Below are 14,808 nucleotides of genomic sequence, written 5' to 3'. Positions count from 1 at the left end.
CAGTGCCATGGTGTGGCGCCCGCCACATCATGGCCCCTTCTTTTGAGAGAGCCCTGCCATGAACCCCTTGATCGGTATAGGTTTACGCCCCCCCCACTATGACGAGATCCGCCAGACCCTGCCCGGGGTCGGCTGGCTCGAGGTGCACAGCGAAAACTACTTCGAGCGCCACAGCAAAGGCTTTGAGGTGCTGGCCGAACTGGCCGGGCACTATCCCGTCAGCCTGCACGGGGTCGGCATGTCGCTGGGCTCCGCCGACTCGCTCGACCCTGCGCACCTGCGCCAGTTGGCGGCCCTGGTGGCGACCATAGCGCCAGTGCGGGTCTCCGAGCACCTGAGCTGGGGCAGCATAGGCGGGCGCTATTTCAACGATCTGCTGCCCATGCCCTACACCCGAGAAGCCCTCTCGCACATGAGCGACAAGGTAGACAGGGTGCAACAGGCCCTGGGCCGGCAACTGCTCATCGAAAACCCCTCTTCCTATCTGCAACTGCCCGGGGAGATGGGCGAAGCGGCGTTTCTGGCCGAGCTGGCGCGGCGCAGCGGCTGCGGCATCCTGCTCGATCTCAACAACCTCCATGTCAGCAGCGTCAATCACGGCTTGGATTGCGCCGACTACCTGGCCGCCATCGACCTCGAGACGGTCGGGGAGATCCACCTGGCCGGCTTTACCGACAAGGTGTTGCCCCAGGGGCACCTCTATATCGACACCCACAGCACCCCGGTGGCGCCCCCCGTGTGGGAGCTCTATCGGCAGCTGTGCCAGCAGCGCGCCATCCCCACCCTGATCGAGTGGGATCTGGAGATACCCCCGCTGCCTGTGCTGCTGGGGGAGGCGCAACTTGCCAGCGAGATCCTGAGCGCGGCGCAGCAAACATTGCAGGAGGTAGCCCATGTCTGAGCTTGCCCGCCTGCAACAGGACTTTGCCAGCGGCCTGCTCGGCCAGGATGACGCCATCCTCTGGCACATCCAGCCGGGGCGCTTTACCCCCGACGCCGTGCTGCAGATCTATCGCAACAACGTCATCCTCGGCCTCACCGAGGTGCTCGCCAGCAGCTATCCCGCCGTCGCGGCCATGGTGGGGGAAGAGTTCTTCGCCGCCGCGGCCCGGGGATTCGTGCTGGCCGAGCCCCTGGAGGAGGGGAGCGTCATGCACTATGGGGAAGGCTTTGGCGACTGGCTCACCCGCCTGCCGACCACCCAAGCCCTGCCCTGGCTCGGGGAGCTGGCCCGCTTCGAGTGGCTGCTGGAGCGCGCCTCCCTGTTGGCGCCCGAGGCAAGGCGCTGGCCCGCCGAGCGGCTCGCCGCCCTTGCCCCGAGCCAGTGGGATCGGCTGGTGCTGCACCCCGCCTGCGATCTGCTGCTCCTCGAGAGCCAGCATCCTGTGCTGGCGCTCTGGCAAATGGCACTGCACGGAGGGGAGACGGTCAGCGAGCTGGATGCCCCCTGCTGGCTGGCCCTTAAAAAACGCCCCGGCCACAGGGTCGAACCCGTCCCTCTGGAGGCAACCCCCTGGCGCCTGCTGCAAGGCTGCCAGCAGGGCAGGCCGCTGGCCAGCCTGCTGGCACAGGATCCGGCCATGGCCGAGCACCTTGCCCCCCTCATCACCCTCGATCTGCTGGTCGATCTGGAGCTTGCCCCATGACAACACAGACTCTCTCCAAGCCGCTTGGCCTCTTTGCCGAGCGCATCCTGCCCTGGTGCAGCGGCGCCCTGCTGCTGCTGGCCAGACTCTGGGTCGCCGCCGTCTTCCTGCGATCCGGCTGGCTCAAGTTCACGGCCTGGGATTCCACCCTCTACCTGTTCGAGTTCGAGTACCAGGTGCCCCTGCTGCCCTGGCAGTGGGCGGCCTACGCGGGCACCGCGACCGAGCTGCTGCTGCCGCTCTTCCTGCTGGCGGGGCTCTTCACCCGCCCGGTCGCCTTGCTGCTGTTTGGCTTCAACGCCATGGCGGTCATCTCCTATCCCACCCTGTGGGCGGGGGGCTTTCACGATCACCAGCTGTGGGGCTGGATGCTGCTGACCCTGGCGGTGTGGGGCGCAGGCCCCCTGTCATTGGATCACTGGCGCCTTGCCAGGGGACGCAGCGGCCATTAACGTGGCTGTCAGATGAAGGGGCCTGCGGGCCCCTTCTTGTCATGCCATTCGAGGAGAAAGAGATGATGGTTCGCGAGGCCCTGGCCGTCGATATTCCCGCCCTGGTGCATCTTCGCATGGCGCTGTTTGGTGAACTGGGGGAGCTCGATGACCCGCAGGCGAGCGATGCGCTGTGGCAGGCGACCCAATCCTATTTCAGCGCGGCACAGGCAGATGGCAGCGCCCGCTCCTGGCTGGTGGAGGTCGAGGGAGAAGCGGTGGCGTGCGGCACCCTGGCGCTCTTCGTGCGGCCACCCTATCCGGGCAACCTGGCGGGGCGCGAGGCCTATCTGCTCAACATGTATACAGTGCCGGCCTGGCGCAAGCGGGGCATGGCGAGCGCCCTGCTCGATGCCATGGCGGCCCATGCCCGGGAACAGCGACTGGGCAAGCTGTGGCTGCACGCCAGCGAGCAGGGGCGTCCGCTCTACGAGCGACTAGGTTTTGTTTCCAATCCGGCCTGCCTGGAGTGGTGTCCCGCCCCCTGAACTAGCCGCAGTGATCCTCGGCAGATTCTTTTACGTACTGGCAGCCCTTGGCGGCCTAGTCGCTTTTCTATACACTGCGCGCCCCCCATGACCCAAGGTCATCTGACCACTCATATTGGGACTTGCGGGGCCGATACAGTCAGTGGGGGGAGGCTGTGGTGCCGATCCGGATCGTCAACGAGGTAGGAGTGTCATGTTCAATCACAAACTCAAGGCGCAGTTGCAGGCCTGTCAGGCCCGGCTCGATGAAGAGCAGGGCTTCGCCCAGGGGATCAAGGGCGGTGCCGCGACCATCATCTTCAGCCCGGACGGGGAGATCCTGGAGGTCAGCGACCCCTTCCTGAGCCTGATGGGATATGGCGCTGGCGAGCTGCTTGGGCGTCACCACAGCCTGCTCTGCCCTAAGGGCTGGACCGGCTCCACCGACTATCAGCAGTTCTGGAGCCGGCTGCGGCAGGGTCAGCCCCAGTCTGGCATCTTCGAGCGGGTCAACCAGAAGGGCGAGACCCGCTGGCTGGAGGCGAGCTATTTCCCGGTGAAGACCCAGGGCAGGGTGACCCGGGTGGTGAAGCTGGCCAGCGACGTGACGGCCCGGCATCAGCGGCTGCAACACCTGGAGGCGCTCTCCCAGGCGCTGGACCGCTCCCGGGCCATGATAGAGTTCACCCCGAGCGGCGAGATCATCGGCGCCAACGCCAACTTCCTCGACGCCATGGGCTATCGCCTGAACGAGATTGCGGGCAAGCATCACAGGATCTTCTGTGACGAGGCATTCCTGCGCGAGCAGCCCAAATTCTGGGAGGAGCTGGCCCGTGGCCAGTTCAAGTCTGGCCTCTTCATGCGCCACAACAGCCGGGGGGAGGCAGTCTGGCTGGAGGCCAGCTACAACCCTATCCGTGACCAGAACGGCAAGGTGGTGAAGGTCGTCAAGTTCGCCAGCGACATCACGGCCCGCATCGAGCAGAACCACGCCACCCGGGAAGCGGCCCGCCTCGCCCACTGCACGGCGCAGGAGACCTTGAGCAGTGCCGAGGCCGGTGCCGAGCGGCTGCGCGCCGTGGTCGATACCTCTTCCCTCATCGCCGCCCAGGTGGATCAGGCCATCGCCCTCATCGGTCAGCTCAACGAGCAGTCCAGGAGCATAGAGGCCATCGTCTCCACCATCAGCGCCATCGCCGATCAGACCAACCTGCTGGCCCTCAACGCGGCCATAGAGGCGGCGCGGGCGGGGGAGCAGGGACGGGGCTTTGCCGTGGTGGCCGACGAGGTACGCCAGCTGGCGGCCCGCACCTCTCTTTCCACCGCCGAGATAGCCAAGGTGGTGCAGAAGAACCGCGAGCTGACCGCCAGGGTGACTGACGACATGGCCGGGGTGGCGGGCAGCGCCGAACTCGGCAAGCAGCAGATAGCCGAGGTGGACAAGCTGATGAGCGACATCCACCAGGAGGCGAGCCGGGTCTCGCAGACGGTCTCGGCACTCTCCATCTGACCCCCTGCTCTGGCGACACCCTCTGACGAGATCGCCAAAAGAGTGAGCGAACGAGCCCCCAAGCTGAACCCTGGCTGTATGATCCCGGCCTTGTGAATTGTGGCGATTCGCCGCCTTGTTTAGGCTGCCGCCTCATTTTTCATTGAGCGGGTAGAAAACAATGGCAGTACGACACAAAGGCAGGGCCCTGGCCCTGCTGCTGGGGACGGTAGCGAGCATGGGGCTCAGCGGTTGCATGGGGCAGATGGGGCTCTCCTCCATGGTGACCAAGGGCAACCTCAGCGTGGTGGACAATCGCTATGGCCGTGCCGGTGTCTTCGTGCTGCTCTCCCCCGTCTATGGCCTGGCGGCGACGGCGGATCTGTTCGTGTTCAACACCATCGAATTCTGGTCGGGCAAGAACCCCATCACCGGCAAGTCGCCGGCCCTGGTGGATCACAAGGCCGATGCGGTGATCAAGGTCAACCAGCATCTGGATCCGGCCCTCAACAAGGTGCCGCTCGCCATGCTGCCGCAAGGGGTGCGCGAGGTGAAGGTGAGCTACCCGGACGAGCGTACGGCCCAGATGGAGATCCACTACATCGACGGTCATCGCGACATGATGCGCGGGGAGATGCGCGGCGAGCTGCTGGACATCTACCTGGATGACAAGCTGGTCTCGACCCTGACCCGCAAGCAGCTGGACGAGAAGGCAAGCGCAGGCAAGGTAGCGGTTTAACCTCTTCAGAAAGCTGATCTTTTTTTCTCTGAAAAGGGTATAAACAAGCGGCTGGCAAGATCGCCATTATGTCTAAAGGAGTAGGCTATGACGGTGACCGGATTGCGGTTGGCTGAATTGATTGGTTCCCTCAGCCATGCCCTGGACATGACTGAGGGTCAACCACGGGGGCACTGCATCCGCTGTTGCTGGATAGGTGCCCGTCTGGGGGAGCGGCTGGGACTGGATGCCCGGCAGCGCCATGACCTCTATTACACCCTTCTGCTTAAAGATCTGGGGTGCAGCAGCAATGCCGCCCGCATCTGCGAGCTCTATCTCACCGACGATCTTCACTTCAAACGCGACTTCAAGCTGGTGGATGGCTCCCTCTCCGAGGTGGTCAACTTCGTGCTGGGTCACACCGGCTTGCAGGCGGATCTGCTCGGCCGTTTTCGCAGCCTGTTCCACATCTTTCGCAACGGCGATCAGATAGCCAACGAGCTGATCCAGACCCGCTGTCACCGGGGGGCGGACATAGCTCGCCAGCTGCGCTTCGGTGACGAGGTGGCCAACGGCATCCTCTCCCTCGATGAACACTGGAATGGCAAGGGGCGACCGCTGCAACTGGCGGGGGAGGCTATCCCCCTCTTCTCCCGCATTGCCCTGCTCTGTCAGGTGGTGGATGTGTTTCACGCCGCCGCAGGCCCGGATGCGGCGCTGAGGGAGCTGCGCGAGCGCAGCGGCAGCTGGTTTGATCCCGCCCTGGTCGGCGAGTTTGAAGCGCTGGCGGACGAGGATTTCTGGCAAGGGCTGGTGGACCCCAGGCTGACCGAGTGGGTCTTCGACCACCCGGCCGGGCAGGGGGAGGTGGCGCTCGATGAAGATTATCTGGACGAGATAGCCGCGGCCTTCGGTCAGGTGGTGGACTCCAAGAGCCCCTATACCGCGGGCCACAGCGGCAGGGTGGCGCTCTATACCGACATTCTTGCCGCCCAGATGGGGCTGCCTGAATCGAGACGGCGCTGGCTCAAGCGGGGTGCCCTGCTCCACGATGTGGGCAAGCTCGGGGTGAGCAACGCCATCCTCGACAAGCCGGGCAAGCTAGATGCGCAGGAGTGGGCCGCGGTGCAGATGCATGCCGCCTATACCGAGGAGATCCTGGGTCGCATAGGGGCGTTCAGGGAGCTGGCCCAGGTGGCCGGGGCCCATCATGAACGGCTCGATGGCAAGGGCTACCCCAAGGGGCTGAAGGGGGACGAGATTACCCTTGAGACGCGCATCATCACCACCGCCGACATCTTCGATGCCATCACCGCCAAGCGCCCCTATCGCGGCGCTATCCCTGTGCCCCAGGCGCTGGAGATGATGGCCGAGCATCTGGGCAGCGCCATCGATCCCGACTGTTTCGCCGCCCTTCAGGCGGGGATCCGGGACTTCTCCCTCTATCTCAGCCCCGAGCAGCCCTTGGCGCAGGCCGGTTAAGGCCGCTGGCGTCGTCATGGCCCCAGGGGCCGGAGACCAAAGACAGGAACGCCCCGCAATGCGGGGCGTTTTGTTAGCTCGACTTGTTGCCCTGGCTGCGGGGCGGGTTCATCACCAGCCCCAGCAGGCGGTGGAGGTGGGCAATCTGCTCGGTGAGCTGCAGGTTGAGCCAGAGGTAGCCGCTGATGGTGGCCTCGTCATCGGCCCCCGGGCGCACCTCGGCCTGCACCTCGGCGGCTGCCGCCTGCAATCGGGCTATGGCCTGCTCGGCGGCGCTGCTGTCGCCGCTCTTGAGCATGAGGGCGAGCTGGATGATCACCGCCTCGGTGGCCTGCTGGCAGGCGCGCAGCCCTGGGTGGCTCTGCATCAGGAAGTGGCTCTGGCGATCGCGCCAGTAGGTGTTGGCCAGCATCTCCAGGGTGCAGAAGGTGTTGCGCATCGTGGTCTGGACGGCCTCGAACAGGGTGCTGTTGAGGCGGGTCTCCTTGACGGCGGGCGCCAGCAGGGGGCGCAGGCTGACTATCTTGGTGAGCAGACGGGCGTGGCTTTGGGCCAGCCTGGGGCGCTCCAGGATATTGGGGGAGAGGTGGGTGTGATAGAGACGCCCGGCCTGCTGCAGGCTGTCGTGCATCTGCAGCCGCCAGTGGGTATAGGCCCGCTGGGGGTAGATGCTGCAAAACAGCAGGGCCAGCATGGAACCCAGGATGACGTCGCCACTGCGCCAGAGCGCCGTCTCTATGTCCCCCGGCACCCCGCCGACTATGACCCCCAGGGTGATGCCGATGAGCAGCCCCACATAGGGGCGCTTGCCAAGCGCCAGGTAGCCGCACAGGAACATGATGGCGCAGCACCAGACCAGCATCAGCGGCAGGGAGTAGAGCTCCAGATAGAGGGCCACCACACCGCAGGCGGCGCCGAAGATGGTGCCGACCACCCGTTGCAGCGCCCGGGAGAGCACATTGCCCCAGAACGAGATGGGGCCCATCACCACCACCAGGGTGATGAGGGGCCAGGTGCTCTCCGGCAACTTGAGCTCCCGGGTCAGCAGGAAGGTGAGGGTGAAGGCCAGGGCGATGCGCAGGCCGTGGACCAGGCGGTAGCGACCATAGATCAGCAGATCGAAGCGGGAGAGAGGCGTGTTCAGGCGCAAGGGAGTCGTCTCATGTCAGGTTGATCTTCTCGTGTTGCCGTGCCGGCTGACGCTCCCCATCAGGGCAAGAGGCGGATCCGGACCCGCTCACCTGGGATGATGGCCGATCGGGCGGGGCATTCGATCACGCAGTTGGCCAAGGGCAGGGCAGAGGGCATGAAAGCACTTGCCGGGCGCACCTGCAAGCAGCCGTTGGCATCCTGGCTGAGGTGGCCGGGCAGGCAAGCCTCCCCCGCCGGATTGGGCATGGCCTCCAGGGCCAGGGCGAGCAGGCGCAGCGGCGGCGACAAAGGGGGCTGGTGGCTTGCATCCCGGGGTAGTCGGGCGCAGATGAAGTCGGCGATGGCGTCCAGGGCCTCGAAACGAAACTGGGGCAGGGTGGTTGCCTCGGGCTCATCGCTGATGAGCGCCACTATGTCCGGGTCGCCTGGGAACAGCAGCGGTCGGCCTAGGGCGCGGCGATGGAGCTCTATCTTGGGAAAATGGTGATGCTTGAACCCCTCGACCAGCAGCAGATCGAGCCGCTCCCAGTCGAAGCGGGCCAGCAGCGTCTCCAGGGAGGGCTCTTGCTCCGGGGTCTCGCAGATCAGGGCGTGGCGCAGGGAGGAGGCCGCCATCACCTGGCGGGCACCGGCCTGGCGCAGGCGATGGCTGTCCTTGCCAGGCTTGTCCATGTCGAAATGGTGGTGGGTATGCTTGAGCACCCCGAGCCGCAGGCCGCGCTGGCCGAGCAGGGGAATGAGGCGCTCCAGCAAGGTGGTCTTGCCGGTGCCGCTCCAGGCGACGAAGCCGAGCAGGGGCCCTGGGGCGCTCATGGTCGAAGTCCCCCCGCCAGCGGCTCGGGATGTGACAGGCTCGCCTCGTAGGCGGCGAGCTCGGCCGGGCTGTTGAGATTGACGAAGGCATCAGGCGCATCGGCAAAGGGCACTACCGTCATCCGGTGGCGGGCAAACCAGGCCCCGGTCTTGCGCTCTCCCTCTGCCAGGGCCAGTTGCAGTGAGGGCAGCAGGGCGCGATGGAGCAGGGCGACCACGGGTTGCAGGTGCTGGCCGTCGTGGGCCACCACCAGCTCGCTCTGCGGTGTCATGGCGGCGCGAAAACGGGCCATCAGATCCCGTGGCAGGGCGGGGCCGTCACAGGGCACGAACAGCACCCAGTCGTGGCGGGCGGCGGCAAGGCCGGCCTGCATGCCCGCCAGCGGCCCCTGAAAGTCGGCCTGTGCGTCGCCGATGACGGGGGCCAGCGCCCGGTAGCGCTCCTCGCTGCGGTTGGCGTTGATCAGCACCTCGTCCACCTGGGGGCGCAGGCGCTCGAGCACGTGGACTATCAGGGGCTTGCCCGCCAGGGGCACCCAACCCTTGTCGTCGCCCCCCATGCGGGTGGCACGGCCGCCGGCCAGGATCACGGCGGAGACGGGGAAGGTGAGGTCGCTGCGGCTCATGGGGCTCCAGGGGTCTGTGAGGTGATATGCCGCCTGTTCAGCGTCTGCTCTAGCAAGGGCGCTTGCGGCATCGAATGTCTGCCGATCTTGCGCCAAGCGCCCCGCCGGGGCAAGCCCGGCGGCCATGAGCCCGGCAGGAGAGGGGGCTTTGGCCGCAGGGTATGCCCAAGCTCACAAAACCGAATCCCCAAACGTCATATGATCCCCTGCAATCTGAGTCTTGCTCTCCTGCCTAATGGCAACATCATGTAAATCAAAGAGAATGACTATGGCTACCGGACAATATCTGCTGTGGAAAGACGCACAGGGAGAGGATTTTCGCCCCGTTGCACTGACAGGCACCGATCTGCTCAACGATCGCAATCTCAACAAGGGCACCGCCTTCACCGAACAGGAGCGGGCCGACTTCGAGCTCGATGGCCTGCTGCCGCCCCAGGTGCAGACCTTCGAAGCCCAGCTGGAGCGGGTCTATCAGGGCTTCCTGAGCGCCTGCAGCGACATCGAGAAGTACCAGAATCTGCGGGCCCTGCAGGATCGCAACGAGACCCTGTTCTACGCCCTGCTGTCGCGCCACGTGGAGGAGATGACCCCCTACATCTATACCCCGACCGTGGGCAAGGCCTGTCAGGAGTTCAGCCACCGCTTCCAGAAGCCGCGCGGTCTCTACATCACCCCGAAGAACGTCGATGACATGGGCTCCCTCGCCCGCCACATGGACGCCAAGGCGGTGCGCATCATAGTGGTCACCGACAGCCAGGGGATCCTCGGCATCGGCGATCAGGGGGTGGGGGGCATGGGCATCCCCATCGGCAAGCTCTCCCTCTATACCCTGGGGGCCGGGATCCATCCCGCCTGCTGTCTGCCCATAGCGCTGGACGTGGGCACCGACAACCAGGCGCTGCTGGATGACCCCATGTACCTGGGTCAGCCCCACAAGCGCATCCGCGGCAAGGAGTATGACGACTTCATCGACAAGTTCGTGGCCGGGGTCAAGCGCCACTTCCCCAACGCCGTCTTGCAGTGGGAGGACTTCAGCAAGTCCAACGCCTTCAACAACCTCTCCCGCTACCAGCAGACGCTGCCGTCCTTCAACGACGACATCCAGGGCACAGGGGCCGTGGTGCTGGCGGGCATCATAGGGGCGGTCAAGTCCAAGGGCGAGACCCTGGGCCAGCAGCACTACCTGGTCTATGGTGCCGGGGCCGGCGGGGTCGGGGTGGCGGATCAGATCTGCGCGGGGATGATCCGCGAGGGGCTGGACCCGCAGGCGGCCCGGGATCGCATCTACATCCTGGATACCCAGGGGCTGGTGTGTGACAACCGCGAGGGGCTGGATGAATACAAGCGCCGCTACGCCAAGCCGGGCCTGCTGCTGGCCCAGTGGGATCTGCAGGGCAAGGCGGGGCTGACCGAGGTGCTGCGCCACGTGCCCATCAGCGTGCTGCTCGGCACCAGCGGGGCCGGTGGCGCCTTCCAGGAGGAGCACATCCAGCTGATGCTGGCCCACTGCGAGCGCCCCATGGTGTTCCCCCTCTCCAACCCCACCGCCAACTGCGAGGCGCTGCCGGAGGACATCTTCCGCTGGAGCCAGGGCCGCGCCATAGTCGCCACCGGCAGCCCGTTCAAGGACGTGCACCATGAGGGCCAGACCTTCAGAATCGGGCAGGGCAACAACGTCTTCATCTTCCCCGGTGTCGGGCTGGCCGCCATCGTCAGCCAGCTTCGCGAGATAAGCCCGGAGATCTTCACCACAGCCGCCTTCGCGCTGGCGGAGTGCGTGGATGAGGCGGATCTGGCCCGGGGCACCGTCTACCCGCGGATCAGCGAGCTGCGCAGCATCTCGGTACACGTGGCGACAGCGGTGCTCAAGGACATAGTGCGCCGCGACCCCTCCCACCCGCTGATTGGCCAGGATCTGCAGCAGCACATCCTGAGCCACATGTGGGAGCCTGTCTATCTGCCCTATCGCAGGGTCTGAGGAGTGCGCCGGGCCTGATGGCCGCGCGGATAAAATGAAAGAGGGTGGCCCTGGCCACCCTCTTCTTGTTGACCCGGTCGCTTCCCTCAGGGGCTCGGGCCGCTCGCCCCTCAGGGCTGACTAGGCGGTGGCAGCAGGCTGTCATCGACGCTGCCGTCACCTCTGAGCTTGTTGCCATTGGCGTCGACGGCGTCCACGCCGTTGTCATCAATGCTGCCATCACCTCTCAACTTGTTGCCATTGGCGTCGACGGTATCCACGCCGTTGTCATCTACGCTGCCGTCACCTCTTAGCTTGTTGCCATTGGCATCGACGGCGTCCACACCGTTGTCATCTATGCTGCCGTCACCTCTCAGCTTGTTGCCATTGGCATCGACGGCATCCACACCGTTGTCATCTATGCTGCCATCACCTCTGAGCTTGTTGCCATTGGCGTCGACGGCGTCTCTGCCCTTGTCATCCCGCCCGCCGGCATCTTCGCCCCTGCCGCTGTCATCGCTGCCGTGGCCGCCGCTGTGGTCATCGCCCCCACCATTGTTTCCGTTTTGGCTACTATTGCCGCCACCGCCGCTATTGTTTCCAGAATTGCTACTATTGCTCCCGCCACTGTTGCCGCCTCCGCTGCCACTGTTGCTGCCGCCACCACCGCTATTGCCGCCCCCGCTGCCACTATTGCCGCCGCTTCCGCCGTCACCCCCTTTGTTGTGAACGATCAGCGAGTTGGCGATATAGCTGTGGCTGCCATCCAGAATGAGGTTGAACAGCGCCGTCGTGGGCGGGCTGTCGACCCAGTAGAGAGACTCGACCAGCAGCTCGGCGGGTTGGGCCGCCAGCGCCAGATTGCCAGTGAGCGCGACCGCTGCCGGTCCGCACAGGATGCGCATGCCGGTAAAGAGCGGCTGCACCGCCAGGGTGGGCTGCTCGGCGCGGGTCATGGCGGGTGCGATAGCCACCCAGCCGCGGGTGCTCAAGAAGGGGTGTTCGGCGGTAAAGAAGGGGGGCAGACGATTGAGCCCGTAGAGTCTCCGGTTGCCCAGGATGACGCGCTCGACCGCCAGGATCCGGTTGATCTGACCATGCTGATCCAGCACCTGTTCACCGGCCTGCAGCGTTTCGATGGGGCGCTCGCTGCCATCGGCCATCAGGATGCGGGTGCCGGCGACGAAGCAGGACTTGGCGTGGGCCTGGTTCGGCTGCCATTGGTGATGGTCGAAGTCATAGCTGAAGGGGGTGGCAAACAGGGCCAGGGCGATGGCCGATCCCAGCAGCAGTCGGCGCTGGCTGGGTTTGAACGAGGGCAGTGACATGGGGAGCTCCTTGTCTGGCTGGATTCACGCAGTCAAGTATAGAGGCCAGCTCGCTGAAACCCTTGCCATGCTATCTCGCCAGAAAAACGATTGGCGTCGGCCACAAAAGTGCGTAAAATCGCATACTCGATGCTTGTAGCAACGAATCCCGCCTAAAAAGCCAGTTTCATGCCCTCCCCAAGCAGTGAAAGGTAACGAATGACGCCGAATAGCGCATCTAATGCCTTGAAAAAGTCTTGTGATGACTGAAAAGTGTCAATTATCCCTGTCAGTTATCAAAAAATTAAGGATACCCATGTTTTCCTTGGTCAAGCAAAGCGTCGCCGGGCTGCAAATTCTGTTTGTTGCCTTTGGTGCCATGGTTCTGGTGCCCCTGCTCACCGGATTGAACCCCTCCATGGCCCTGCTTGGCGCCGGTGTAGGCACCCTGCTGTTCCAGCTCTGCACCCGTCGCCAGGTCCCGATCTTCCTCGGCTCCAGCTTCGCCTTCATCGCCCCCATCATCTATGCCACCCAGACCTGGGGCCTGCCCTCCACCATGTTCGGCCTGTTTGCCGCCGGCTTCATGTACTTCATCCTGGCGGCCCTCATTCGCGTGCGCGGCATGGGCTTTGTGCACAAGCTGCTGCCGCCCGTGGTGATTGGCCCGGTGATCATGGTGATTGGCCTGTCGGTGGCCCAGGTGGCCTGCAACATGGCCATGGGCCGTGCCGGGGCCGAGCAGGTGGTGGCGCCTGCCACCGCGCTGACCCTGGCGGGGATCTCCCTGGCGGTGACCCTGATCGCGGCCGTGTTCTGCAAGGGCTGGATCAAGCTCATCCCCATCCTCTCCGGCGTCATCGCCGGTTATGTGGCCGCCGTGCTGATGGGTCAGGTGAGTTTCGATGGCATGGTCAACGCCCCCTGGCTGGCGCTGCCCCACTTTGAGACCCCGGAGATCAACTGGGCCGCTGCGCTCTTCATGCTGCCGGTGGCCATAGCCCCCTGCATAGAGCACATAGGTGGCGTGCTGGCCATCGGCGGTGTGACCGGCAAGGACTACACCAAGGATCCTGGCCTGCACCGCACCCTGGCCGGTGACGGCATCGGTGTCTGCTTCGCCGGTTTCATCGGTGGCCCCCCCGTCACCACCTATGCGGAAGTGACAGGTGCCGTGATGATCACCCGCAACTTCAACCCGGTCACCATGACCTGGGCCGCCGTGTTCGCCATCATTCTGGCCTTCTTCGGCAAGTTCAACGCCCTGCTCACCTCCATCCCCATGCCGGTGATGGGCGGCATCATGCTGCTGTTGTTCGGATCCATCGCCGCCATCGGTCTCAAGACCCTGGTGGAGTCCAAGGTGGATCTGGGGCTGGCCCGCAACATCGCCATAGTCGCCGTGACCCTGACGGTCGGTGTCGGCGCGCTGGAGATGAAGATAGGTGACTTCGCCCTGGCCGGTGTCGGCCTGGCCTCGGTGGCCGCTATCCTGCTCAACCTCATCCTGCCCCAGCACTCCGAAGAGGGTGCCATGGAGTCGGCCAAGGACTAAACGCCTCCTCAGCCGCAGCGATGACAGGAGGCCACCCCAGGGTGGCCTCTTGCTTTTGTAGCACCCGGCCGGGAGAGCCTTGATCCCTTGAGGCTCGGCTCGGCGACTACAATCAGTGGCGTTGTTCACAGTCAAGGAGACGAACATGAAGACGAGATGGATCCTGGCCCTGCTTGGGCTTATCTGGGGGGGCGCGGCCCAGGCCGGTGCTGTGCGCTACCAGGTTGACGGTCAGCCCTTCGAAGGATATTACCTGGCTGCCGCCGACAAGCAGGCGCCCCTGGTGGTGCTGGTTCACGACTGGGACGGGCTGACGGATTACGAGGTGAAGCGGGCCGAGATGCTGGTGGCGCTCGGTTACAGCGTGTTCGCGGTGGACTTGTTCGGGGCAGGGGTCAGACCGACCGCCGTGGAAGAGAGGAAGAAGCTCACCGGGGCGCTTTATCAGGACAGACCCAGGATGCGCAAGCTGTTGCAGGCAGGGTTCGCCGAGGCGGGCAGGCAGGGCGGCCGGCTCGACAATGCGGTGGCGATGGGCTACTGCTTTGGCGGCGCCGCCGTGCTGGAGCTGGCCCGCAGCGGCGCTAGCCTCAAGGGGATCGTCAGCGTTCACGGGGGGCTGGAGACCCCGGCCGGTCAGAACTACGAGCAGACCAGGGCCAGCCTGTTGATCCAGCATGGCAGCGCGGATCAGGCGGTGTCGCTGGGCCAGTTTGCGGCCCTCATCACCGAGCTGGAGAGCGCCGGCATCCGGCATGAGGCGACCAGCTACAGCGGCGCCCCCCATGCCTTCAGCGTCTTTGGCTCGGACAATTACCGCGCCGATGCCGATGCCAAGTCCTGGCGGCGCTTCACCGAGTTTCTCGGCGAGGTGACCAAGGGGTAGGGCAGCCTTAGGCGGCGAAGCGGGATCATGCCACCAATGGCCCCGCGTGGCGGGGCACCACTGCTTGCCGGGTCAGCAGAAGTTCAGTGGCGCTGGTTATACTGACTCGATGAGGTACTTGTATCTGGCCAGCGCCCCCGGGGCACCGGACGGTGAATGCTGATAACGGGTCACAGGGATGGCCTCTGACCCGATTCTGGCGCGGGAGGCCCCCTCAGC

The 14,808-nt window shown here is 64.9% G+C and carries 14 protein-coding genes; 10 read left to right on the top strand and 4 right to left on the bottom strand.

Annotation, left to right across the window (positions count from 1 at the left end):
• Positions 1 to 58 precede the first annotated feature (58 nt).
• From OC537_RS10090 to OC537_RS10060, 7 genes are all read left to right on the top strand, one after another.
• Complete coding sequence (locus OC537_RS10090; RefSeq protein WP_262110950.1) at positions 59 to 901, top strand: DUF692 domain-containing protein; 843 nt, start codon at positions 59 to 61, stop codon at positions 899 to 901.
• On the top strand, positions 894 to 1,646 hold the full coding sequence (locus tag OC537_RS10085) for a DNA-binding domain-containing protein (protein ID WP_262110949.1): 753 nt from the start codon (positions 894 to 896) through the stop codon (positions 1,644 to 1,646). Before OC537_RS10090 ends, OC537_RS10085 begins: the two co-directional genes overlap by 8 nt.
• A complete protein-coding gene (locus OC537_RS10080) occupies positions 1,643 to 2,098 on the top strand; it encodes a DoxX family protein (RefSeq protein WP_234570534.1) in 456 nt (151 codons plus the stop codon). The genes OC537_RS10085 and OC537_RS10080 overlap by 4 nt, the downstream gene beginning before the upstream one ends.
• A gap of 62 nt (positions 2,099 to 2,160) precedes the next feature.
• Complete coding sequence (locus OC537_RS10075; protein ID WP_139745249.1) at positions 2,161 to 2,625, top strand: GNAT family N-acetyltransferase; 465 nt, start codon at positions 2,161 to 2,163, stop codon at positions 2,623 to 2,625.
• Between the two features lie 193 nt (positions 2,626 to 2,818).
• Entirely contained in the window at positions 2,819 to 4,114 is a 1,296-nt protein-coding gene (locus OC537_RS10070) for a methyl-accepting chemotaxis protein (RefSeq protein ID WP_262110948.1), read from the top strand.
• A gap of 160 nt (positions 4,115 to 4,274) precedes the next feature.
• Complete coding sequence (locus tag OC537_RS10065) at positions 4,275 to 4,832, top strand: DUF3332 domain-containing protein (protein WP_171276551.1); 558 nt, start codon at positions 4,275 to 4,277, stop codon at positions 4,830 to 4,832.
• A gap of 87 nt (positions 4,833 to 4,919) precedes the next feature.
• Positions 4,920 to 6,293, top strand: a complete 1,374-nt coding sequence (locus OC537_RS10060; RefSeq protein WP_262110947.1) for an HD-GYP domain-containing protein — start codon at positions 4,920 to 4,922, stop codon at positions 6,291 to 6,293.
• 73 nt (positions 6,294 to 6,366) lie between these two features.
• On the opposite strand, the gene OC537_RS10055 is transcribed toward OC537_RS10060, so the two are convergent.
• From OC537_RS10055 to mobA, 3 genes are read right to left on the bottom strand one after another with little or no spacing between them, the layout of a single operon-like run.
• The gene (locus OC537_RS10055; protein ID WP_163147863.1) at positions 6,367 to 7,443 is read right to left on the bottom strand and encodes an FUSC family protein; all 1,077 of its coding nucleotides are present in this window, start codon (positions 7,441 to 7,443) and stop codon (positions 6,367 to 6,369) included.
• A 59-nt stretch (positions 7,444 to 7,502) separates the two neighbouring features.
• Entirely contained in the window at positions 7,503 to 8,258 is a 756-nt protein-coding gene (mobB, locus tag OC537_RS10050; RefSeq protein ID WP_262110946.1) for a molybdopterin-guanine dinucleotide biosynthesis protein B, read from the bottom strand.
• Positions 8,255 to 8,884 carry a molybdenum cofactor guanylyltransferase MobA gene (mobA, locus tag OC537_RS10045; RefSeq protein ID WP_262110945.1) on the bottom strand — a complete coding sequence of 210 codons (630 nt, stop codon included), beginning with the start codon at positions 8,882 to 8,884 and terminating at the stop codon, positions 8,255 to 8,257. The genes mobB and mobA overlap by 4 nt, the downstream gene beginning before the upstream one ends.
• A 268-nt stretch (positions 8,885 to 9,152) precedes the next feature.
• On the opposite strand from mobA, the gene OC537_RS10040 reads away from it, so the two are divergent.
• On the top strand, positions 9,153 to 10,862 hold the full coding sequence (locus OC537_RS10040) for an NAD-dependent malic enzyme (protein ID WP_106886227.1): 1,710 nt from the start codon (positions 9,153 to 9,155) through the stop codon (positions 10,860 to 10,862).
• Positions 10,863 to 10,972: 110 nt separating this feature from the next.
• Here OC537_RS10040 and OC537_RS10035 read toward each other — a convergent pair whose 3' ends face one another.
• Positions 10,973 to 12,169, bottom strand: coding sequence for a Hint domain-containing homing endonuclease (locus OC537_RS10035; RefSeq protein ID WP_262110944.1), 1,197 nt, complete (start codon positions 12,167 to 12,169; stop codon positions 10,973 to 10,975).
• 295 nt (positions 12,170 to 12,464) lie between these two features.
• Between OC537_RS10035 and OC537_RS10030 the strand changes: the two genes are divergently transcribed.
• Positions 12,465 to 13,703, top strand: coding sequence for a uracil-xanthine permease family protein (locus tag OC537_RS10030; protein ID WP_162520060.1), 1,239 nt, complete (start codon positions 12,465 to 12,467; stop codon positions 13,701 to 13,703).
• 145 nt (positions 13,704 to 13,848) lie between these two features.
• A complete protein-coding gene (locus OC537_RS10025; RefSeq protein ID WP_262110943.1) occupies positions 13,849 to 14,589 on the top strand; it encodes a dienelactone hydrolase family protein in 741 nt (246 codons plus the stop codon).
• Positions 14,590 to 14,808: the final 219 nt, after the last annotated feature.

This window comes from Aeromonas sp. Marseille-Q5825, from assembly GCF_946892685.1.
Lineage (GTDB): Bacteria > Pseudomonadota > Gammaproteobacteria > Enterobacterales > Aeromonadaceae > Aeromonas > Aeromonas rivipollensis.
The sequence above is the reverse complement of the archived record's forward strand: the minus strand, read 5'-3'. Positions and strand labels throughout refer to the sequence as shown.

Bases quoted from the DNA above. Each gene is read 5' to 3' on its own strand.
- OC537_RS10040 (WP_106886227.1), top strand. From the start codon at position 9,153: ATGGCTACCGGACAATATCTGCTGTGGAAAGACGCACAGGGAGAGGAT.
- OC537_RS10060 (WP_262110947.1), top strand. From the start codon at position 4,920: ATGACGGTGACCGGATTGCGGTTGGCTGAATTGATTGGTTCCCTCAGC.
- OC537_RS10080 (WP_234570534.1), top strand. From the start codon at position 1,643: ATGACAACACAGACTCTCTCCAAGCCGCTTGGCCTCTTTGCCGAGCGC.
- mobA (WP_262110945.1), bottom strand. From the start codon at position 8,884: ATGAGCCGCAGCGACCTCACCTTCCCCGTCTCCGCCGTGATCCTGGCC.
- OC537_RS10065 (WP_171276551.1), top strand. From the start codon at position 4,275: ATGGCAGTACGACACAAAGGCAGGGCCCTGGCCCTGCTGCTGGGGACG.
- OC537_RS10090 (WP_262110950.1), top strand. From the start codon at position 59: ATGAACCCCTTGATCGGTATAGGTTTACGCCCCCCCCACTATGACGAG.
- OC537_RS10070 (WP_262110948.1), top strand. From the start codon at position 2,819: ATGTTCAATCACAAACTCAAGGCGCAGTTGCAGGCCTGTCAGGCCCGG.
- OC537_RS10025 (WP_262110943.1), top strand. From the start codon at position 13,849: ATGAAGACGAGATGGATCCTGGCCCTGCTTGGGCTTATCTGGGGGGGC.
- OC537_RS10035 (WP_262110944.1), bottom strand. From the start codon at position 12,169: ATGTCACTGCCCTCGTTCAAACCCAGCCAGCGCCGACTGCTGCTGGGA.
- mobB (WP_262110946.1), bottom strand. From the start codon at position 8,258: ATGAGCGCCCCAGGGCCCCTGCTCGGCTTCGTCGCCTGGAGCGGCACC.
- OC537_RS10030 (WP_162520060.1), top strand. From the start codon at position 12,465: ATGTTTTCCTTGGTCAAGCAAAGCGTCGCCGGGCTGCAAATTCTGTTT.
- OC537_RS10085 (WP_262110949.1), top strand. From the start codon at position 894: ATGTCTGAGCTTGCCCGCCTGCAACAGGACTTTGCCAGCGGCCTGCTC.
- OC537_RS10075 (WP_139745249.1), top strand. From the start codon at position 2,161: ATGATGGTTCGCGAGGCCCTGGCCGTCGATATTCCCGCCCTGGTGCAT.